Consider the following 20,377-nt stretch of genomic DNA (forward strand, 5'->3'; position numbering starts at 1 on the left):
CATCCAAAATTGGAATTTGACGCTATCACAGCTCTCAATCCATTTTGAGGGGCGCTTAGAAAACCATATCGATCTGTGAAATTAACCTGACACAGAATTATGAACAGCCTCATTTTTATTCCTAATATTTTAGATATTTCAACTTTTGACTCTTCGAATGAATTTTTATGAATGGAAGACAGTAAGGTTTCTTTGTTGGTACAGATAATCCCTTTCAAGCCTTGAATCTTGAAAAATAATGATGACCAGCCTTTTGCACCGAGCTTGTTATCAACTTTTTCTTCAAGGAATCTTTTTATTTCAAGGTATGAGCCAAGCCCTTTTAAGTCATCTATGCTTGACACTTTCAATATTTCGCTAGTTTTCATATGAGTTAGCATCTACATTAAAAACATTTTGCCTATTCTACATCTTTTTGGTCTTTGACGCAGGAGGCTAAAGTACGCATAACGTCTTAGTATTTATGCGCTGCGCTGTTTGCAGGGCATAAATCGCTTGTTGGACTTGGCCGCTGCCACATCCGTGTAAATGGGTATGAATAATGCTATAGGAATTTGCTTTTTTGCGGTAGCGGTTTTTTATACAGTTTGATGGGTAATCACTTGATATCGTTTTATCTTTCTCATTCTTTTACGCTCACTTTTGACTAACTAAGGCGCGTGGTCCACTGCATTCCAGCCCAGACTCAGGCTCACTCTCGCACCACATCCCCTCATCGGCTTGCGCCCATAAGGCTGGCTGCTTTTCGCTGCATTACGCTACGTCTTTAGGGCGTGGGGTTATCCTGACATGCGTACAGGCTGACCTTGGTTGTTTATCATCACTACCGACTGCGGCCTTATCAGCCCAATAAACTGTAAATGACCAAGCTGGCATTGCGGGCATGACCACCAACAGTCCCCTTAACCAAAGGACTCGCAAATGCCGCCTGCGGTTGGCGCAATTATTGCTGGATAAGCGCTAACTTTTTGCGGCGGCAAGCATTGGCGAGAAAGATCGGACAGGCATAACTTCTAGATTGAAAGTAGTCCACCACATTAGCTTTTCTATAGCTAAAGCTTTATTCGGACTGTTTGCTTTTTGAACTTCGAAACTGATTTTGGGGCAATAGCTTTTTAGCTGAACGAACAGCTAGAGGGTTAGTGAGGATTGGCATTGGTGTACCAGTGACCGTTGGCGACATGGATGTCGCCGTCGAGCCTATAGGGATGCTTATTTTGAAAGAAATAGACGGCGTGTCACTGGGGAAACAGTGGCAATGCATATAACACAATATACGATTCAGCTGTCTTGCTTTGGGGCATTTTAGAGTTAACCGATTTTAAACACGTCACGCTTTAATCGCTTCTGTTGCTAAACCAGCTAGCTGTTTTGAGACTTCACGACCTTTGTAAATTGACGATGTGTCTTTTGCAATTGGAACAGAATAGTGAATATCGTGAGCAAGATTATTTAAATACTCGCGGCCACCACCTTCATAATTTTGCAGTTCCTGATCATTGAGCTGGATCATATAGCTATAGCCAAATGCACTCATGTTGCAATTTGCATTCAAGTACAAGCGACCTTCATGCTCCAAAAGGAACCATACTCGGTTTTCTGAATCCATTACTTTCATCGTCATCTCGCATAAGGGGATTTACCCGAACTTATCATAAAACCCAAACCGTAAATGGCAATACGCATCTCAACGGAACTTTTCGGCCAATTGATCTAATAAAGCTTCCATACTCTGCTCGAGGAGATCGAGCACTAGTTCAAACCCCTGTGCGCCGCCATAGTAGGGATCGGGTACCTCTTTCACGCTGCTATCACCATATGACAACATCAACTTAAGTTTTTGCTGATGCTGGGCGGGACAACGCCGATGTAAATCCGCTAAGTTGCTGTTATCTGCTGCCAAAATAAGGTCGAAATGCTCAAAATCAGCATCGACGACTTCCCTTGCGCGCATACCATCGAAACTGAGCCGACGTTTTTTACCTGCCGCCATCGCACGGGCATCGGGTTTATCCCCTTGGTGATAACCAATAGTTCCCGCCGAGTCGACTTCGATATCAAGGCGACGCTCACGAATTTTAGCGCGGCAGACGGCCTCTGCTGTGGGCGAACGGCAAATATTGCCCATACATACCATCAAGATACGATAATTATGTTGCATTTTTAACACTCGTTTTCCTTTAAGACTCGCAGCCTAGTTCGTATGGGCAAGAGTATATAGGCTTATTGCCCAGAACGGTCAACACCGCCGTCCAATGGGGACTCGACTATATCGGTTCTTACCCGTAAAAAGCTAGCAAACCGCGGTAAACCGTTAACGGTAAGCCCAAGGTATTTATAGCTGATGATAGCGCCCACTGCGGGGGGATGTTGACGCTCCGCGAGACTAAAACCAGTACCGATACTGAAAATACGTCCATCGGGCGTTTGTACTTTTAAAGATCCCATCTGCCCCTCAAATTGACCTTTACCCGCAATATGTGCAATGACTTTAGCTTCTGCATCAAAGTAGGGTTTTAACTTCATCAAGTTTGGATTTCGGCCTGCTATATAGTATGCGCTGCGGCGATGGAGCATTAATCCTTCAGCACCTAAAGCAACTAGGCTATCGAGTTTTTGATATAAAGCCTCAATACTATCGAGCTGAAACTGCTCAATTACCTCAAGATAAGCTGATTTACCTGCAAACATCTTTATCGCCAATCGATAGCGCTGCTCAAAATTCCCCTCCGCTTTGGGTAAGTCAAATACCATAAAGCGTACATTACGCCATGCGTCCTCTTTGGGAGATGATTGGCGGATTAGACTTGAGATTGCTTCAAACTGCCCTCGCCCAAGCCATAACTCACCGTCAATGGGTATTGCCGGAAAATCAGCAATAAACCACGCTGGTGCATTAATGGGATATCCTTGACGGGTGACTAACCTATGCCCAGTCCAGTATCCACGAACACCATCTAACTTTTCACTGATTAAAAACTCGCGAATATCATGACTCGTCCTGTCGGTAGTCAATTCTGTGGCGAGTTGGATCTTAGGCGCACTGGGGTTGGCATTAAGTGATAAGCATACCAGCAGCAAGGAAACTGATAATAACCGCAACAGAATGAAAGGATTAGAGATTAAAAGAAATAATTGGCTTGTATGAGTCATTCCCATGTCCTTATGGTGAATTATGTTCCAATACCAAGCTTAGATTGAAGTCTCCAAGATGGCTAGCGGACGAGACCTAACACCTAAATGTATCAAGATAATTTGCGTAGTTAGCTATTTATGCGTTTTTCAACTCGGGCTATACTGCGGCCACTTTTACGCATTCGTTTGAATATAACCAAAGGCATAGGCCTATTTTCACTACCTTATTTGAACGGGCCCCTTAGCAACATATAGCTAAAGTTAATGGAAACACAATGAAACCTGCCAATAATCATGGTATTAAACGTATTTTTAGAGCGACCGGATTTTCGATGAAGGGTTTAAAGGCAGCTTGGGTTCACGAAGCCGCTTTTAGACAAGAATTAATATTGTGCGTAGTGATGTTACCTGTCGCATTGCTGGTCGATGTCGGTACCATTGAGCGTTTAATGCTGGTTTTCACCCTGTTTATAGTCCTCATTGTCGAGCTACTTAACTCAGCCATTGAGGCCGTGGTCGATCGTGTTGGCAGTGAAATTCATCCCTTAAGTGGTCAAGCTAAAGATATTGCATCGGCCGCGGTATTTATGAGCCTTGCTCTATGTGGCATCACTTGGTTGATTATTTTAGCGCCCTTATTTATCTAAAATATTGACCTGTTGCTCTGCTAATAAAAATGCCTTTAGCTGAAAAACTAAAGGCATTTTTATTTATAATCATTTTTTAATTTATAGCCCATCATCAATAAGAAACGTGATGGCCTGTTTTATCTGCTCTAACCTGTCATTTTCAGCCCAATAGGCTACATACACGCTACGGGAAATGGCATTGGCTCCATGCACAAGGTGTAGCTCCCCTTTATGCAGTAACTGCTGCACTAAATGTTCGGGTAAAAATGCGCAGCCACCATTATTTAAAATAAAATCTAAGGCTATGCGTGCAGAACTGGTATGCAATGTTGGTACGGGCAGCGCGGCATATTCCTGAGCATGGATAATATTAAAAGCCGTGCCCCAATCCACCTTTACATATTGCCCTGACGATACCCCATCGACAGCCATATCGGCTAAACTCGACACCAACAATAAATTAATCTGCCCTAATTGCACTAGCTCAAATTGATCAAGCTTGGGTGGGTCGAAGGAAATTGCAATATCTAGCGTTCTATCCATCAATTGCCGTGTCATTACCGTAGGGGGTAATACTTCCGTGCGCAGAGCCACACCGGGTAACCCGATATGCAAATGCTGTAAAGGTCCTTGAAGATACGCATCCCAAATATTAGGGCCTGCTCCAATCGCCAATTGGGTGGATTGTAACTGACTCAAGGAGACATCTTGTTTGGCACGCTCCCACGCAGTTAACACGGCCTCTGCATGGCCCAACATTCGCTCGCCCGCGGGCGTTGGCTGAATATTATTGCGTTGCCGTTCAAACAGCGCAACGCCGAGTATGCCTTCGAGCTGCTTAACGCGAAAACTCACCGCACTGCGGGTAAGATACAGATTTTCAGCCGCCTTGCCGAAATGGCGAGTGCGGGAAACTTCGAGAAATGTTTTGAGTAAATCGGTATCCATAAAAATTCTTGACCAACATTGGCAAATTTTTTTGATTTATAAATCAATAATACTAGCCAATACTCCAGTTGCAAATCTTTGTTTATCAAAAACTAGAAGGTAACTGCCATGTCTGAACAGTCTATTTCAAACGCTAACAGGGGTTCTGAGACGGTTAACGGCTCAGCTGCCAGTTTTGCATCGCACAAACGATTCTACGACGATGCAAACTTTCCCAAGGGCTTTAAACGCAGTGGTGACTTTACCAGTAAAGAAGCCGAACTCCTTGAATTGCATGGTCATGCAATGAAAAACCTCGCCGAAGGAAAGGCACTTCCTTGTACCGCCGACGAAGCACAATTTGTTGAAGTGGTTAAAGGAAATATCGCTCCCAGTAGCTTGTTGGAGCAGATCTGGTTAAAGTACCGCAAACTCGCCCAAGGTAAGCCTTTTTACGCTGTAGTTGGTACGGTGCATTTGCCAGCAACTAAGCCTGAAATCGAGCCCGAAGTGGTATTTGATGTCGATATTGAAGATGACGTTCAGGATGAGCCTGAACCCGAGGATAAAGCATGAAAATTAAGGTTTGCTACTAAATGCGTGGGTGGATTTTATACAAAGAAACCGCGACTCAGCTAAAACCTGAATGGTATGAAATTGAGCGTTTACTGGCTGCGGCTAAGGCTGACAACATAGAGCTAACCGTTTACGCCCCAGATGAATTTGATCTTACGGTCACAAGAGAAGATAACAAGAGTATTTTATTAAACGGGCAAGCGGTTGAGCTGCCTGATTTTATCATTCCGAGAATGGGTTCAGGGACGACCTATTTTGCCCTAGCCATTATTCGCCATTTAGAGCGTTTAGGGGTGTATTGCCTTAACCCCTCTAAGGCCATTGAAATTGTAAAGGACAAACTATTCTCCCAGCAGTTGCTGGCCGAGAAAAACTTGCCAACACCCAAAACCATGTTGGTTAAGTTTCCGGTCGATATCGATCTCGTGGAACGCCATTTGGGCTTTCCAGTGGTGATCAAAACACTGTCAGGCTCACAGGGCAGCGGCGTGTTTTTATCCCATAAGGCACGCGAATTTGACGATTTGATGCAATTGATTGAAGCGACAAATAAAAACGCTAACATCATTTTGCAAGAGTTTATTGCCAATAGCCATGGCCGCGATTTACGGGTCTTTACTATCGGTGGCAGAGTGGCAGGTTGTTATGAAAGGCGTGGTCAGGAAGATAGCTTTAAAGCCAATGTTAGTGCTGGTGGCTCGGCGCGCCCCTTTCAGATAACCCCTGAAATTGAATGGCTCGCCACGCAAACGGCGAATATTCTCGACCTTGATGTTGCTGGTATCGATCTCTTGTTTGATAACGGCCATTATAAGATTTGTGAGGCAAACTCATCTCCTGGATTTGAAGGGTTAGAATCCTGCTTGAATGTCGATATTGCCGCGCAGATTTTACACTTTATTCGCATCCGTCTAGGAATGTTCAATAAAGATGACTCGAACAGTACCGATGGCTCGATGAGCCAAACAGAATCAACTTCACCACAAGCAAAACTCGTATCACTCAAGACTAAATAGGATTATCTAATTAAGTTTTGTTCCAATAATCTGCGATGATTGACATCGTCATCATCGCAGGTTGCTATCAATACAGTTTAAAACCACCCCTGATTTCTATCCTTTGGCAAACCTAAGCCCCATTCCAATATTTGCTGTGATCTTAAACGCAACTTTACTGTTAACTGTTGCGCAAGCATGCGACCTTTGGCACTTATCACAAAAAACCGCAAACATAAAAACATTTTATTCACATTTGAAAAATTACTGATACACTCCAAATGTCTTTTTTATGGCATTAAAGTCTGATGTTATCGCCAAATATAATAAGAAAATGTTGGAGTAACGCTTGTGATGTTAATCCGCTCGTTTCCACTACTGATAGCTACACTTGTAAGTGCCCATGCACAGGCGAGTGATTTTACTGTCGAGTTAGGTGGTTTTTACTCACAATCTGACACCAGTATGGATGTGACCAATCCCATTTCTGGTAGTAATTACACCTTAGATTATGAGTCTGATCTGCAACTAGCAGAGAATGAGTTTTTACCATTTATCGAATTAAATTATCACTTTAATGAACGTCATAACGTCTACCTAGACTGGAAACAACTTAACCGCAGCGCAGAAACGCAAGCCCTAAGCAAACCCTTTCAGCTTGAAATTAACGATACCATTTACGATATCAAAATGGGCGGCAAGCTCAATTCTACCTTGAATATCGATATCCTACGTGTAGGTTATGGTTATGATATTTTTCAAGGCAGTCACTACGATATTGGCCTTTCTATCGGCCTACACACTATGTTTATCAAAACCGGATTTGAAGGCGTCATTGGTGTTTGCAACGCCTCAGAGCTGTTGAACAATGTCTGTGGGAGCCAAGCAATTCCCCGTATTGTGGACGAAAATGTTACTGCGCCATTACCCGATTTGGGTCTCTATGCAAACTATGAGTTTATCGCTGGTTGGAAATTAGCGAGCCATTTCCAATACTTCTCTATCACTCTGAATGATATAAAAGGAGAATTAATAGATATAAAGGTCGGTGTCGATGCACAAATCACCGCAAATTGGCGTATGAGTGTGGCCTACAACTATTATAAAGTGGATGTCGATATTGCCCAAAAATCGGACGATAAAGATACCCAAATTGCCGATTATAATATTGATTACAGTTTTATAGGTCCGATGCTCTCAGTCAGTTATACCTTTTAAATCGCAATGTAAAAAGAAGAGCGCCTATGGGCGCCCTTCTTTGTCTATCTCAAACCAAAAAATCAACTTTATATTCAATAGATTAAATCATTTAAAGATGATTATAATTGCCCTTATATAAGCCAATCTTTAATACAATAGCCATTACTTACGACCATCCTGCTCGCGTTTGGCTTTAAAATCCGACGACTCTATCCAACGGGGCCAATCGTTACTATTCGCTAAGGTTTTTAACATATTAGCCATTAGATCTAAATCTTGGCTTACGCCAGCTAATGACCAATTCGGATCATAATCGTCAGCACCTTGGTGGTATTTATGGGTAATATAATCGGGATCTGTATCCCCAAGGCTCATAAATAGCAGCCCAGGGATCCCTTGTTGCGCCAATGCAAAATGGTCTGATCTAAACATTAAACCGTTTTGTGGCCTAGGATCTGCTTTGACTGTGCGGCCTTGGGCCTTAGCCGTTTTATCCAAATATTGCTCCAGCTCAGAAACCCCTTCACCATAACGCAGAATATAATCGACGCTCTGACCCATATTCATTCCATCGATATTGAGGAATGCGACAATATTTTTAGCTGGCACACTAGGATGTTGCGCAAAATGCTGTGCACCAATCAAACCGGTTTCTTCCGCGGTAAAGGCACTGAAAATGATCGAGCGTTCTAAGGGGGCTATCTCGGCTTGTTTCTTAAAATATCGAGCAAGGGCCAAAACCCCCGCTACACCACTGGCATTATCGACTGCACCATTTAAGATTTCAGGCTTGCCATCTTCAATCACAGTTCCGAGATGATCCCAGTGTGCATGCATCATCACTACTTCATCGGGCCGAGTTTTTCCGGGCAGTAATGCAGCAACATTATGGGATTCAGCGCGCTCGATTGTATTATTTAAGGTTAATTGCGCCTGCAGTTTAAGTGGCAGCGCTTTAAAATTGGGTTTTGCCGCTTGCTGTTTTAAGTTATCAAAATCCATTCCCGCCTTGGCAAAGATTTTCTGGGCAACATCATGTTGCACCCAACCCATAACACCTACTTGCTCTTGGTTATTATTAGCGTCGACCAAGGTAAACTTAGTGCCCGTATTGGAGTTTTGTACAACACCCCAACCGTAAGCTGCTGGTGCGGTTTCGTGCACAATAAACACGGCCTCGGCCCCTTGGCGCGCCGCTTCTTCGTATTTATATGTCCAGCGACCGTAATAGGTCATTGCATTGCCTTTAAATACGTTTGGATCTTGGGTGGCGAAACCAGGATCATTGACTAATACGATCACTGTTTTGCCTTTTACATCTAGACCTTGATAATCGTTCCAACCGTATTCAGGGGCATTAATGCCATAACCCACAAACACCACATCACTATTCTTTAAGCTGACTTTTTCGGCGATCCTTTGGGTTCTGGCGGTAAATTCACTGCCATTTGTTAATTTAAGCCCACCGATGTCGAGCTGCATATTTTGATCGGCGCTAATTTGAGCTAAAGGCACCGCTTGTAAATAACTGTCACCGAAAGCGGGTTTAAGTCCCATCTCTTTAAAGGCTTTTTCGAGATAATCTAAGGTTAATTGCTCACCTTCAGATAAAGGTGCCCGACCACCAAAGGCATCACTGGCTAAGGTTTTCACATCATTGCGGTACTGGGTAAGATCTAGGCTATCCGTAAAGGATGTGGCTGCGTCAGCGGGTACAGTCAGCAGGGCGCTAAAAGCACTGACTAGGATGAAATTTTTCACGACTTTCTCCCAAGTTATTATCATTATTTAATTTTGAGGATAAACTTTATCATATACATCACAGCTTGTGACGGATCTCTTGGGATATGTTTTACATCGGTGGCATGCTGTTTAGCATCAACGATATAGCGCTAAACGGCCCAGTCCATTTATCTTATTGGTCGTTTTTTATTGATTAAGGTCACTGCATGCCACGAGAATTATTACAAACCGCCGCGTTGAATTTAAAAAAAGCAGTTCCACTAATGCTCAAACATAAAATTCCCACTACGCCAGTGAATTACGCACTCTGGTACACCTATGTCGGGGAACAAAACTCCGCTTTAAATGAGCAGCTTGATACTGTTATCGCTCAATACAATACCTGTCCACCCGTCAGCAGTGAATTGCTCTACCGCCAATACGTTGCCGATCCCGTCGAACTGGACGTACGGGAAATGCGCCAGAATTTAGATGCTATGGTGACTGAACTTTCGCAATCTCTCAAAGATACCAACCTCGACACACATGAGTTTCAATCCCGTATCGATAGCAATTTTGAGAAACTCAATCGTATTGAAGATGAAGGCTTTAGTGTCGAGCAAGTGCTCGATTTAGTGCGGAGTTTAGTAAAAGAATCTGACAATATTCGTTCAAGCACAGAGTTTTTCACCGGACAATTGCAAAAGGCACAAACCGAAATCGATTCCCTTAAAAAGAAACTCGAACAAACGGAAAAGGATGTTCTCTACGACGCTCTCACCGGTTGCCTTAACCGCCGCGCCTTTGATGCAGATTTCAGTGGCATGCTAGCCCAAGCCCCCGAAGGGACCTGCATCATTTTGGTCGATATCGATCACTTTAAAGTGTTTAACGATAGCTATGGCCACCAAATGGGTGATCAGGTATTACGCGCCGTAGCTAAACGCTTACAAGAATCCTGCCGTGATGGAATTAAACTGTACCGCTTTGGCGGTGAAGAATTTGCGATTCTCGTTCCCAAGAGCCAACTGCGCATTGCCCGTCAATTGGCCGAAGCCATGCGCCGAGGGCTTGAAAAACTCAGCTTAAAAGATAGACGCAGAGATGAACGCATCGATAATATCAACGCATCTTTTGGTGTTGCACAGTGGCAAGAGAAGCAGACAGGGCTTCAACTGATTGAAAAAGCAGACAAGTTACTCTATGAAGCAAAACGACTCGGCCGTAATCGTGTCATGCCGATAAGTAACTAGGCCGTGTTGATGCTTCAAGGTGATTCTGGCACTTGAAACGTCAACAGGCTTTGGCTGAGAGAACTTTGGCTGATAGAAATAGGGTGATTTACGATGCTAAAACAGGAACTGCCTGCACCACAAATCTCAGTTCTGCACCACCTTGGATCTCACCAAAAGGGTAACAGGTAATGAGGGTTAATCTTTCATCTTCAGAGGGCGCCATAAACTCAGTTTGCGACTCATGCACAACCTGTGTTGCTACCACTTGATAAAGAATGTCCTTTCCCGATGCAGTTTGCAGGGATATTTTCCGCCCAACGGCCATACCATTTAATATCGCAAAATGTGTGTCCCTATGCCCCGCAATGACCGTATTACCTATCTGGCCCGCTGACGCGCTGGATAACACTAAACTTGGTCCAAATGCGAGGTTACGTCCCGACGCTCCCGCAAGCACATACAAGCTATCGTTTGCGGCAATCTCATCAAAATGCGTAAACTTATTACTCTGATAAATAGACAATTTAGCAACGGGATAGGTATCTGCCCATGACCAAGGTTTGTGGGATTTTCCGTCGGCTAAAGTCTTAGTCCATGCCTGTTCTATCAAATATTGTGCGAAATGTGCTTTAGCTTGCATATAGAGTCCTTTTCCTAGCAATGTACCGCCGAGCAATAACAATCCCACTAGCAAAATTCGCCGTGTCTGCTGTCTACTCATAAGGTTAAATGCTCATAATGTTTGTTTGTAGGGAATAGCGAGAATGACAGCTCTCTCTTTGCGGCGTTGACGCAGCATTGAGCCTGCTAACAGCAATGCTAATATCAAAGTGACAGCACCAAGTAGCATATCGAAACGACTCGATGTGGCCGTTTGTGGTAATACACCAAAGGGTTTCCAACCTAAGGGTAAGTGTTGGCGTACAACGGCATCACGCGTCATGGCGCTGGAATCAATAGGCGTTAAATCTACCGCCACTAAACTGGTGTAAGGGCTGACTAAGTGGTAATTCATTGATAATGCAGTTACCTGCTGCTTTACTTTGTCATCGTTTGCGCCATTTTTACTGAGTTCCAGTGCGGCAATTTGCTTTCTGGCCCAGAGTAAATCTAAACCCGCATCTTGATTGGTGATTAATCCATCGCTGCCGTCCTTGAGGGAAAGCGACTGTTGCCAGTTTTTATGGCCCTGACGACCGGAGATCACTAACTCCTGCGGCTCACGCTCACTGCGTTTTAGGCTGACAACAACAGGCTCACCACGGTACAAATCTGGAATGGGTGATGGCCAGTAATCAGGCACCCCACCATCGTCAAAGCGCACGTTAATATCGGTTAATACTGGATACTGAATTTTATTCAGCAACAGGCTTATCTTCTGCTCAACCTCATCCACATTACCAATATAGGTAAAAGTACCTCGACCTAGTTCTGCAGCTCTCTGCATAAAATGCGAATTAGGTGCCGAGCCAATACCCACAGTAAACAAGCGACTCTCACCTATTTGATAACGGATCAGATCAAATAAGGCTTGCTCATTACCCACCGAACCGTCAGTCATAAAAATCACTTGGCGCAAGGGCTGAGATTGTACCGATAAATGGCCCATATCCTTAGGCAATGCAGCATTAAGTGCCAATGCCATCTCGGTACCACCGTCGGCCTGTAATCGATTGACAAACTGTCTCGCACGGGCAAGATGAGTTTGGCTTGCCCGCAGTGGCGTTGGCGACAGTTGAGTCAATTCAGAATTAAACTCAATAATATTAAAACTGTCCTCAACCTTTAATCCATTAAGAGCATAGTGGAGTGCACTTTTGGCCTGCACTATCGAATCCCCCGCCATAGAGCCAGAGGTGTCGATCACTAGAATTAATTCACGGGGTAATGTTGACAGCGTATGCTCGTCTGCCTTGGGTGGTAACACCATAACAAGACTGTAGTTATCATCTGATTTGCGACTCTCACTGATATTATCTTCAGAAGATCCATCGCCATGGGTTTTCCCCTGCTGATTAAAGACTAAAGCCATTGGGCTCATACCCTGTTTGGCACGCCATTGCAGCACAAAATCGCGATTTGCGACCGCGCTATTGGTAAGTGATACCTTGATTACGCCGTGATGGGGCTCATCCAGCGTGATCTCATGGTAAGGACTTTCAATTGCTGATTTATCCACGCCATCAGTAAAACGCACCTCAATATTGGCTTTAAGCACAGGATCTCGTTCGCTATTGGATCTTCTTAACGGTGCAATAATACGTTCAGCATCAAAAACTTGACTGCTAGTCACACGGGAGTTAACCCCATTTTCATTGGCAGAGGCGTTATCCTTGATGAAACCTGGAATATAGCGCGGCGCCACCACCAAAGGAAAACGCAGACTGAATAGGCCGTCCTCATATTTAATGTTTTCTTGGTAACTAATTTCGACAATTAATTGCTCATTTGGCGCAAGGTTTGCTACTTCGGTTGTAAACATATTGGGGCGCTCTTGGCTCACAAGACTGGCGCGTTTACCCTCGGCTTTTGCCTGTTGAAAGATCTGTTTAGCCTCAGCTTTGGGATGAATTTGCCCTTCTATCACCCGCTGACCTAAGTGCATACGTAGCGAATCGACTGCAGCCTCGTTTGGTAAAGGAAATAAATACTGGCCGTTTAATACAAATTCGGTGTTATTAGTGAAAATCTGCTTCACGCTAACGCGATTATTTAAGCCCGAGACTTGCATCGACACCTGTGTATCAAGCGGTAAAGAGGGCAATAAGGCACCATTTGGCATGAAATACAACAGCATACCCTGAGTAATATCATCATAATCAAGAGTTTGTTGCTGCTGCGAAATGTGTGCTTCCAGTGCAGGAGCTGTATCTTGTTGCCCTGACAAGGTTACTGCAGTATTTGGCGATGCCAATACTGCAAATGGTAACCCCAAAAAAATAGCAACACTAACGACGACCATAACGAATGCTTCAATGACTTCTTTTATCCTTTTCCCTGTGGCCATCACAAAGGCTTCCTTATTGTAAGTATGGATATTAGTTCAATTTAATGTTTAGTTGAGCTTGCACTCGCATCCATAACCACAGCTCAAATGCTGGGTGCAAAACTGAATGGGGCTATTAAACACAGTCGGAATGGCATGAGCAGGGATGGAAAATGGCAATGCTGCTATCAATTGTGGCAACAAAATGGCAATTGCAATTGGGCACTTTTTTCTCAGGTAAAATCCTGTATAGTCACGAAAACTTACTCCCCCAAGTCAATAGGAATATGGCCCAATGAAGCGTATCGCCATAGTGGAAGACGAAGCGGCCATTCGTGAGAATTACAAGGATGTGTTGCAACAACATGGTTATAGCGTACAAACCTACGCAGACAGGCCATCGGCTATGTTAGCCTTTAATACGCGATTACCGGATTTAGCCATTATCGACATTGGCTTAGGCAATGAGATTGATGGTGGCTTTATGTTGTGCCAATCCCTGCGCGCCATGTCGAGTACCTTGCCTATTATCTTTTTAACCGCCCGCGACAGTGATTTTGATACCGTGTGCGGCCTGCGCTTAGGCGCCGATGATTACTTAAGTAAAGAGGTGAGTTTTCCACATTTAACTGCACGCTTGGCGGCATTATTTCGCCGTTCAGAACTCGCAGCCAGTCAAACGCCGAAGGAAAGCCTGCTCGAACGCGGTCCACTGACGATTGATGCCAATCGCATGCAAGTCTATTGGAACCAGCATCCTATCGAACTTACCGTTACCGAGTTCTGGATGGTACATGCTTTAGCGAAACACCCAGGTCATGTCCGCAGCCGCCATGAATTGATGCAAGAGGCAAAAATTTTTGTCGATGACAGCACTATTACTTCCCATGTGAAACGGATCAGAAAGAAATTTATCGCCTCTGCCCCTGAATTTGATTGTATCGATACGGTTTATGGCATGGGCTACCGCTGGGACAGCCTAGCCTAAGTTATGATGGGATCACTTTTGATTTATAACCTATGACACGTTTCCCCTTCGGTTTACGCACTAAAGTGATTGGCCTGAGCCTATTTTTACTCTGCCTACCTTGGCTTGGGTATCAATATGTGTGGGAGATGGAAAAGTACTTACGCCATGGCCAAGAACGCACTTTAGAGGGGACAACTCAGGCTCTTGCGACCGCGCTACACGAACGCCCAAAGCTGTTTGATGGTCAAGCCAGCTTTTTAAAGCAAGTGGAAAAAAGCCGCGACCTCTACGCCTACCCACTTGCGGGGGCAATATTACTCGATGGAAAACTTAACGAGTGGCAGGAATATCAGCACAGATTTATCCAATACGGTGAGGCGAATAAAATCATGCGCGCCGATCCGACCACGCCATTAACCTTAAGTTTTACCCATATGGTCGGCCAATATGATGGTTACCTGTATGCCTTTTTCCAAGTAGTTGACCCTAATGTGGTTTTTCGCGGTAAGAATGCCCTCAGTGTCGATAGAAATGATCATTTATCCATCGCCACACTTTCACCCGACAATAAGTTCAAACGCTATATCGTCGCCACTACTCAGCCCGGTTGGATCAGTGCTTTCGAATTACCCGCTAATCCTAAGCAGACTGTGCCGGTAACACCCGAAGTCCGTATTCAAGGACAATGGGCAACAACCGATGTAGGCTACAATATTGAACTGCGTATTCCTCTTAATATGGTCGGTAGCAAACTCGGCTTTGCCATAGCTGATGTGACTGACAGTAAATACCGCGATATCACGGCAATTGTCGGTACATCCGCCTTGGATACAGTAGATAAACTCGGTACTGTGTTAGTCCCTTCCCCGGAAATTGAAAGTATTATCAAAGGGATGAGTCACTATAGTTCGAGGGTATGGGTGGTAGATAAACATGGGCGAGTGTTAGCTAAATCCGGAGATCTTCGCGCTAATAGCAGCGTCTGGACGCGAACCTTAGAAGATGAAACACCAGGCTCACTGTGGGGAACCTTTAAACGGGATTATCTGCATCCCCTGTATTACAAAATTCTGACCAAGCCACCAAAGGATTTTATTGATTCGTTGCAGGATTCCACCGAGCTTGATGGCAGCCATATCCAAAAAGCGCTATCGGGTCAGCAAAGCTCGACTTGGCGCTTAACCCCTGATAACAAAGCGGTAGTACTCGCAGCCGCAAGCCCTATCTGGATTGATAATAATGTTATGGGTGCCGTCGTTGCCGAAGAAACCACCCACGGTATTCGTTCCCTACGTAACCGTGCCTTGGAAAAACTCTTTAACGTGATCTTGACCATTATGAGCATGGGCACACTGGCGCTGTTCTTCTTTGCTTCGAGTATTTCAAACCGAATTCGCAAACTGCGCGATGAGGCAGAAAATGCCATCGACAGCCAAGGTCGAGTACGCAATAACCTTAAGCCCTCAAAGGCTCGAGATGAAATTGGCGATCTTTCGCGTAGTTTTTCGAGTATCGTCGGACGCCTAGGCCAATACACCCATTATTTGGAAAATATGTCGTCGCGCCTATCCCACGAACTACGCACCCCCGTCGCCGTAGTGCGATCGTCCCTTGAGCATTTAAACCTACAAACCTTAGATCAAGATGCGCAAAAATATGTCGACCGCGCGCAGGAAGGCGTGAGCCGCTTAAGCATGATGCTCAATAATATGAGCGAAGCGACGCGCCTAGAGCAAAGTTTATTGCAGGCTGATATTACTAAGTTTCCCCTGTCTGAAGTAATCAGCGGTTGTATGCAGGGGTATCAAATTACTTATCCTGAACAACGATTTAGCGTAAAAGTGCCAGAACAGCCGCTGATGATGCAAGGCGTACCGGAATATATCGCTCAGTTAATGGATAAGCTTATCGCCAACGCGATTGAGTTTTGTCACAAGGATAGCGCCATCGAAGTGACGCTCACCCAAGTAGGTAAACAAGCCACATTGCTGATCAGTAACTTAGGGCCAGAACTCCCTATTGATATGTCGGAGCAGATTTTCGATTCTATGGTGTCAGTGCGGATAAATCAGGCCCAAGATAAACCGCACCTAGGCTTAGGCTTATATATTGCGCGGCTAGTCGCTGAGTTTCATCAAGGCAAAATTCTCGCCCGTAACCGTAGCGAACACGATGGCGTGGATATCCTAGTCACACTGCCATTAAATTAACAAATTAGGTAGGTCCTTGGTCAAAGTGAGGTTTCCTTATAATGCAGAATCTGTCGACAAATGGCACAGGGGCGAAGAACATGAGCCAAACTCATCACTTCGTCTCTGCCATTTGCCAGAGTAAATGCTAAGATGACCGCCATAACAAGGGATTAGTAAAAATTTGCCCAACCTACTGATTCAGCCTACTGATCCAACCTACATGCCAAGGTAATGCTTCTATGACAGACAAACATCGTCAAGCCACCCAAATCGTCAGCTTAGGTCGAGACAAAAAATGGACCAAAGGTGTGATTAATCCACCCGTATTCCGCGCTTCGACTATCGTCTTCGATACCATGGAAGACATGCGCCACGCCGCAAAAAATAAAACCAATGGCGAGATGTTTTATGGTCGCCGTGGCACCCCAACCCATTTTGCCTTCCAAGCTGCGATTGCCGAATTAGAAGGCGGGGTCGGTACTGCGCTCTACCCTTCAGGTGCGGCGGCGATCAGTGCGGCGCTGCTGTCATTTTTAAAAACTGGCGATCACCTGTTGATGGTCGATAGCGTATATGAGCCAACGCGGGATCTTTGTACTCATATTCTGGCAGGCTTTGGTATCGAAACGACTTATTACGATCCCCTGATTGGCGCAGGCATTGGTGAACTTATTCGCCCCAATACTAAGGTGTTATTTTTAGAGTCTCCGGGCTCTATCACCATGGAAGTGCAGGATGTGCCGACCTTGTGCCGCATCGCCCACGAACATGGGCTGATAACGATACTAGACAACACTTGGGCCTCGCCCATCAACAGTAAACCTTTCGAAATGGGAGTCGATATTTCCATTCAAGCGGCAACTAAATATATTGTCGGTCACTCGGATGTGATGATAGGCACCGCCACCGCTAACGAAAAATACTGGCCGCAACTGCGTGAACACAGCTATTTGATGGGGCAAACCACCTCGCCCGATGATGTATACCTTGCCGCTCGAGGTCTGCGCACCTTAGGTGTGCGTATGGCGCAACATGAAAAAAATGCCCTGCTAGTCGCTAATTGGTTGAAAACTCGTCCAGAAGTGGATCACCTACGCCATCCCGCCTTTGAAACTTGCCCGGGCCACGAATTCTTTAAACGTGACTTTAGTGCTTCAAACGGTTTGTTTTCCTTTGTGCTAAAACAAGGCGATGCCGATGCAGTGACCGCACTGGTTGAAAATATGAATCACTTTAAAATGGGCTTTTCTTGGGGGGGCTACGAGAGTCTAATTTTAGGGATTTTCGGTATTGACAGGATCCGCTCGGCAACGAAATGGGATCCGAGTAAACCCTTAATCCGTTTGCATATTGGTTTAGAAGATCCCGCCGATTTAATCGCAGATCTTAGCGCTGGCTTTGAACGCTTTAACGCAGTTCTGACAGCTAAAGCGAAGTAACTATGTCGCTTAGGCGCTCGATGCTAGCGGAATAAAACAAAAGGGGCAGAATGAAAATTCCGCCCCTTTTTATGCTTATGCAACAGAAGATCTAAGCTATTCACTTTGCTGCAATTAATTAGCTTTAGTGCCTACATTTACAGGGTCAACCCAAGCTTGTGAACCATAAAGCGGAACTGTTGACAGTGCATGTTTATGGCTGCCATTAGTTTCTTTTGTCGAATAGGATAAATACAGCAGTGTCTGGTTTTGTGCATCATAAATTCTGCGCACTTTTAATGACTTAAATAAAATACTGAGGGATTCGGTGAAGATGACTTCCCCGTGTTTTCCCATATCGATTTTAGCCAGATCAGCGGTAGTAATCGGCCCGGTCTGGCGGCAACTAATGCCCATATCAGACGGATCGGCAAAATCTAAATTCGCTTCGATACGGCTAATATGACAGGTCACCCCCTGAATTTTAGGATCCTGCTTAGCATCGATAATCACATCCTTTGTGGTGAAAAGCCCAAGGCTCACCTTACCCACATCGTCACCACAACCTGCGAGCAATAAGCCCATAGTGGCCGAAAATACACATTTATATAGGGTTTTCATTCATACATCCTTTTACGTTATTGCTTAGCAAATAGCTTTTGTGCCCAGCGGGTTAGTCCGGCGGTCACAGAGCCAAAGTGGTCGCCGACCACGACGGGAATATCGGGATAAATCCCAGCGATTTTTGCGTAAATAGCAGGGCTTCTGGCTGTACCACCCGTCACGTAAATCACATCGGGTTTACACTCTGCTTCGGCGGTTTCAACTGGTAAATCTGCTGGAGTTAAGCGGCTCGCCACTATTTTTGTTGTAGCTATGTTTGTTGTCGCTATGTTTGTGACAACTAAGGTTTTTGCCGCTTGGGCAAGCGCTTGGTGCATCAGGGCTTCAACTTTAGTCAGCGATGGCTCGATGGCATTTTCAAACAATTCACGGCTCACGCCAGCATGCAGCGCGGCCTCAATAAAATCGAGATTAATATCAGTATGCTCGGTGTCCGACAGTGCAATTTTAGCGCGCTCTGCCTGACGTACTAACTGATAGCTTAACTGCTGTTGCTGCACTTTTAATAGGCGATGCAGCAATTGGGGCTGCTCGGCTTCCTTAATCAACTCGTCGATCAGTTTGCGACTACTTAAGGTACTAAACTCACGTTGGGCACTGATATCGTTTACCGCTACCGCATTCCAAAATGGGTTACTTGGCATAGGTTTACCGTTGAGCATTAATGAACCCAGTCCAAAATGCGGCATAAAGGCATTCATTGCAAGGGCGATATCAAGATCGTTACCACCGATACGTTGACCACTGTGACCAAGACAATCTGCTGCGCGGTCGCGACTCGCTTTATGGGAAGGTCCCATCTTCACCACAGAACAATCCGTTGTACCGCCGCCCACGTCAACCACCAGCACGGTTTGGTTGTCGATAAGACTCGCCTCATAATCCATGCCTGCAGCCAGCGGTTCAAATAGAAAGGCCACATCGATAAATCCCGCGCGTTTTGCCGCTAAGGTTAGAATCGCCTCCGCCTGTCTATTACTCTCCTCGCCGCCGATACCTTGAAAGTTTACCGGACGCCCAATCACCGCATGGGTAATTATCGACTTGTCGCCCTCTTGGGCTAAACCTTTTTCAACTAAAACAGATTCGGCACGCGTTTTAATATGCTGCATCATCAGGGTGACAATATCTTCAAATAGCGCGACTTGCTCGGGTCTTAGACCCGTTGCACCTAAAAATGATTTTGGCGAACGGACATAAAATCCTTCCTCCGGCATCTCTAAATAGGCACTCACCGCTTGCTCACCAACAAACACGGCTTGGGCATCAGCATCGAGATCTAATTCATGGCGCACTGAATGCGCTCGACTTAACTGGGCCGCACGCTTCTTAGCGTAATCGGCTTTAAATTCAATTGGAAGTCCACGATATACCGCCTCAGCGATAAGCTCTCTATCCATCGCATAGAGCGTGGAAGGTAAATACGCTGACTGTTCTGATAAAGGCAACAACTGTACATTCTCGCCTAGCATAATCCCTACGGCGCAGTTGGCACTACCATAATCAAATCCAACAAACATACCCTCACTCCCGCGATAATAAAAAGCCGAGAAAGGTAACATAGTTTGCCGCAATCCCAAAGAATTAGCGTATTTGATTATTGGTTTTACAGTGTAAAATCCTTAGGTTGCCGCTGGTTTAAACGGCAACCTAGGTTCAACCAACATAACCCAATCGATAAGACTAAAGCATATCAACCGACCTTCATATTAAGGTCATATTTCTGTCACACTCGTCATCAATCTGACACATTTCCCTCGTATCTTTA

General features: G+C 45.0%; 18 protein-coding genes and 1 pseudogene. 8 read left to right on the forward strand and 11 right to left on the reverse strand.

Annotated features, from left to right (window positions below):
• The 5 genes and pseudogenes from L2744_RS15015 to L2744_RS15035 all read right to left on the reverse strand — a co-directional run.
• Window positions 1-368: hypothetical protein (locus tag L2744_RS15015; RefSeq protein ID WP_248992680.1), on the reverse strand; the 368-nt coding region annotated here is incomplete at its 3' end.
• A gap of 411 nt (window positions 369-779) precedes the next feature.
• Window positions 780-994 (reverse strand): annotated as a pseudogene (locus L2744_RS15020) (IS91 family transposase); the annotation flags it as partial.
• A 336-nt stretch (window positions 995-1,330) separates the two neighbouring features.
• Window positions 1,331-1,618, reverse strand: coding sequence for a hypothetical protein (locus L2744_RS15025; protein ID WP_248992681.1), 288 nt, complete (start codon window positions 1,616-1,618; stop codon window positions 1,331-1,333).
• 69 nt (window positions 1,619-1,687) lie between these two features.
• Complete coding sequence (locus L2744_RS15030) at window positions 1,688-2,161, reverse strand: low molecular weight protein-tyrosine-phosphatase (RefSeq protein ID WP_248992721.1); 474 nt, start codon at window positions 2,159-2,161, stop codon at window positions 1,688-1,690.
• Window positions 2,162-2,223: 62 nt separating this feature from the next.
• A complete protein-coding gene (locus L2744_RS15035; protein ID WP_248992682.1) occupies window positions 2,224-3,153 on the reverse strand; it encodes a DNA ligase in 930 nt (309 codons plus the stop codon).
• A 257-nt stretch (window positions 3,154-3,410) separates the two neighbouring features.
• On the opposite strand from L2744_RS15035, the gene L2744_RS15040 reads away from it, so the two are divergent.
• Entirely contained in the window at window positions 3,411-3,782 is a 372-nt protein-coding gene (locus L2744_RS15040; protein WP_248992683.1) for a diacylglycerol kinase, read from the forward strand.
• A gap of 81 nt (window positions 3,783-3,863) precedes the next feature.
• Here the strand turns inward: L2744_RS15040 and hdfR are convergent, their stop codons facing one another.
• Window positions 3,864-4,712 (reverse strand): HTH-type transcriptional regulator HdfR, encoded by an 849-nt coding sequence (gene hdfR / locus L2744_RS15045; protein WP_248992684.1) that lies wholly within the window; start codon window positions 4,710-4,712, stop codon window positions 3,864-3,866.
• A 108-nt stretch (window positions 4,713-4,820) separates the two neighbouring features.
• On the opposite strand from hdfR, the gene L2744_RS15050 reads away from it, so the two are divergent.
• The 3 genes from L2744_RS15050 (at window position 4,821) to L2744_RS15060 (ending at window position 7,480) form a co-directional block, all read left to right on the forward strand.
• Complete coding sequence (locus L2744_RS15050; RefSeq protein WP_248992685.1) at window positions 4,821-5,267, forward strand: MaoP family protein; 447 nt, start codon at window positions 4,821-4,823, stop codon at window positions 5,265-5,267.
• 20 nt (window positions 5,268-5,287) lie between these two features.
• The gene (locus L2744_RS15055; protein WP_248992686.1) at window positions 5,288-6,283 is read left to right on the forward strand and encodes an ATP-grasp domain-containing protein; all 996 of its coding nucleotides are present in this window, start codon (window positions 5,288-5,290) and stop codon (window positions 6,281-6,283) included.
• A gap of 333 nt (window positions 6,284-6,616) precedes the next feature.
• Window positions 6,617-7,480 carry a hypothetical protein gene (locus L2744_RS15060; protein WP_248992722.1) on the forward strand — a complete coding sequence of 288 codons (864 nt, stop codon included), beginning with the start codon at window positions 6,617-6,619 and terminating at the stop codon, window positions 7,478-7,480.
• Between the two features lie 144 nt (window positions 7,481-7,624).
• On the opposite strand, the gene L2744_RS15065 is transcribed toward L2744_RS15060, so the two are convergent.
• Complete coding sequence (locus L2744_RS15065; protein ID WP_248992687.1) at window positions 7,625-9,247, reverse strand: M28 family metallopeptidase; 1,623 nt, start codon at window positions 9,245-9,247, stop codon at window positions 7,625-7,627.
• A 164-nt stretch (window positions 9,248-9,411) separates the two neighbouring features.
• Between L2744_RS15065 and L2744_RS15070 the strand changes: the two genes are divergently transcribed.
• The gene (locus L2744_RS15070; protein WP_248992688.1) at window positions 9,412-10,437 is read left to right on the forward strand and encodes a GGDEF domain-containing protein; all 1,026 of its coding nucleotides are present in this window, start codon (window positions 9,412-9,414) and stop codon (window positions 10,435-10,437) included.
• A gap of 88 nt (window positions 10,438-10,525) precedes the next feature.
• On the opposite strand, the gene L2744_RS15075 is transcribed toward L2744_RS15070, so the two are convergent.
• Window positions 10,526-11,140 (reverse strand): class GN sortase, encoded by a 615-nt coding sequence (locus L2744_RS15075; protein ID WP_248992689.1) that lies wholly within the window; start codon window positions 11,138-11,140, stop codon window positions 10,526-10,528.
• A gap of 12 nt (window positions 11,141-11,152) precedes the next feature.
• Window positions 11,153-13,426, reverse strand: coding sequence for a marine proteobacterial sortase target protein (locus L2744_RS15080; RefSeq protein ID WP_248992690.1), 2,274 nt, complete (start codon window positions 13,424-13,426; stop codon window positions 11,153-11,155).
• Between the two features lie 274 nt (window positions 13,427-13,700).
• Here L2744_RS15080 and pdsR point away from each other — a divergent pair, with 274 nt between their 5' ends.
• The 3 genes from pdsR to L2744_RS15095 all read left to right on the forward strand — a co-directional run bounded on the left by pdsR (window position 13,701) and on the right by L2744_RS15095 (window position 18,006).
• Complete coding sequence (gene pdsR, locus L2744_RS15085; RefSeq protein ID WP_248992691.1) at window positions 13,701-14,393, forward strand: proteobacterial dedicated sortase system response regulator; 693 nt, start codon at window positions 13,701-13,703, stop codon at window positions 14,391-14,393.
• Between the two features lie 32 nt (window positions 14,394-14,425).
• The gene (gene pdsS, locus L2744_RS15090; protein WP_248992692.1) at window positions 14,426-16,585 is read left to right on the forward strand and encodes a proteobacterial dedicated sortase system histidine kinase; all 2,160 of its coding nucleotides are present in this window, start codon (window positions 14,426-14,428) and stop codon (window positions 16,583-16,585) included.
• Window positions 16,586-16,806: 221 nt separating this feature from the next.
• The gene (locus L2744_RS15095) at window positions 16,807-18,006 is read left to right on the forward strand and encodes a cystathionine beta-lyase (protein WP_248992693.1); all 1,200 of its coding nucleotides are present in this window, start codon (window positions 16,807-16,809) and stop codon (window positions 18,004-18,006) included.
• Between the two features lie 114 nt (window positions 18,007-18,120).
• Here L2744_RS15095 and L2744_RS15100 read toward each other — a convergent pair whose 3' ends face one another.
• Window positions 18,121-18,606, reverse strand: a complete 486-nt coding sequence (locus tag L2744_RS15100; protein WP_248992694.1) for a CreA family protein — start codon at window positions 18,604-18,606, stop codon at window positions 18,121-18,123.
• A gap of 17 nt (window positions 18,607-18,623) precedes the next feature.
• The gene (yegD, locus tag L2744_RS15105) at window positions 18,624-20,129 is read right to left on the reverse strand and encodes a molecular chaperone (protein WP_248992695.1); all 1,506 of its coding nucleotides are present in this window, start codon (window positions 20,127-20,129) and stop codon (window positions 18,624-18,626) included.
• Between the last annotated feature and the right edge of the window lie 248 nt (window positions 20,130-20,377).

It is taken from the genome of Shewanella profunda (assembly GCF_023283765.1).
In the GTDB taxonomy this organism is placed as follows: Bacteria; Pseudomonadota; Gammaproteobacteria; order Enterobacterales; family Shewanellaceae; genus Shewanella; species Shewanella profunda.

Coding starts and splice junctions, on each gene's coding strand:
- L2744_RS15025 (WP_248992681.1), bottom strand. CDS start 1,618: ATGAAAGTAATGGATTCAGAAAACCGAGTATGGTTCCTTTTGGAGCAT.
- L2744_RS15030 (WP_248992721.1), bottom strand. CDS start 2,161: ATGCAACATAATTATCGTATCTTGATGGTATGTATGGGCAATATTTGC.
- L2744_RS15035 (WP_248992682.1), bottom strand. CDS start 3,153: ATGACTCATACAAGCCAATTATTTCTTTTAATCTCTAATCCTTTCATT.
- L2744_RS15040 (WP_248992683.1), top strand. CDS start 3,411: ATGAAACCTGCCAATAATCATGGTATTAAACGTATTTTTAGAGCGACC.
- hdfR (WP_248992684.1), bottom strand. CDS start 4,712: ATGGATACCGATTTACTCAAAACATTTCTCGAAGTTTCCCGCACTCGC.
- L2744_RS15050 (WP_248992685.1), top strand. CDS start 4,821: ATGTCTGAACAGTCTATTTCAAACGCTAACAGGGGTTCTGAGACGGTT.
- L2744_RS15055 (WP_248992686.1), top strand. CDS start 5,288: ATGCGTGGGTGGATTTTATACAAAGAAACCGCGACTCAGCTAAAACCT.
- L2744_RS15060 (WP_248992722.1), top strand. CDS start 6,617: ATGTTAATCCGCTCGTTTCCACTACTGATAGCTACACTTGTAAGTGCC.
- L2744_RS15065 (WP_248992687.1), bottom strand. CDS start 9,247: ATGATAATAACTTGGGAGAAAGTCGTGAAAAATTTCATCCTAGTCAGT.
- L2744_RS15070 (WP_248992688.1), top strand. CDS start 9,412: ATGCCACGAGAATTATTACAAACCGCCGCGTTGAATTTAAAAAAAGCA.
- L2744_RS15075 (WP_248992689.1), bottom strand. CDS start 11,140: ATGAGTAGACAGCAGACACGGCGAATTTTGCTAGTGGGATTGTTATTG.
- L2744_RS15080 (WP_248992690.1), bottom strand. CDS start 13,426: ATGGCCACAGGGAAAAGGATAAAAGAAGTCATTGAAGCATTCGTTATG.
- pdsR (WP_248992691.1), top strand. CDS start 13,701: ATGAAGCGTATCGCCATAGTGGAAGACGAAGCGGCCATTCGTGAGAAT.
- pdsS (WP_248992692.1), top strand. CDS start 14,426: ATGACACGTTTCCCCTTCGGTTTACGCACTAAAGTGATTGGCCTGAGC.
- L2744_RS15095 (WP_248992693.1), top strand. CDS start 16,807: ATGACAGACAAACATCGTCAAGCCACCCAAATCGTCAGCTTAGGTCGA.
- L2744_RS15100 (WP_248992694.1), bottom strand. CDS start 18,606: ATGAAAACCCTATATAAATGTGTATTTTCGGCCACTATGGGCTTATTG.
- yegD (WP_248992695.1), bottom strand. CDS start 20,129: ATGTTTGTTGGATTTGATTATGGTAGTGCCAACTGCGCCGTAGGGATT.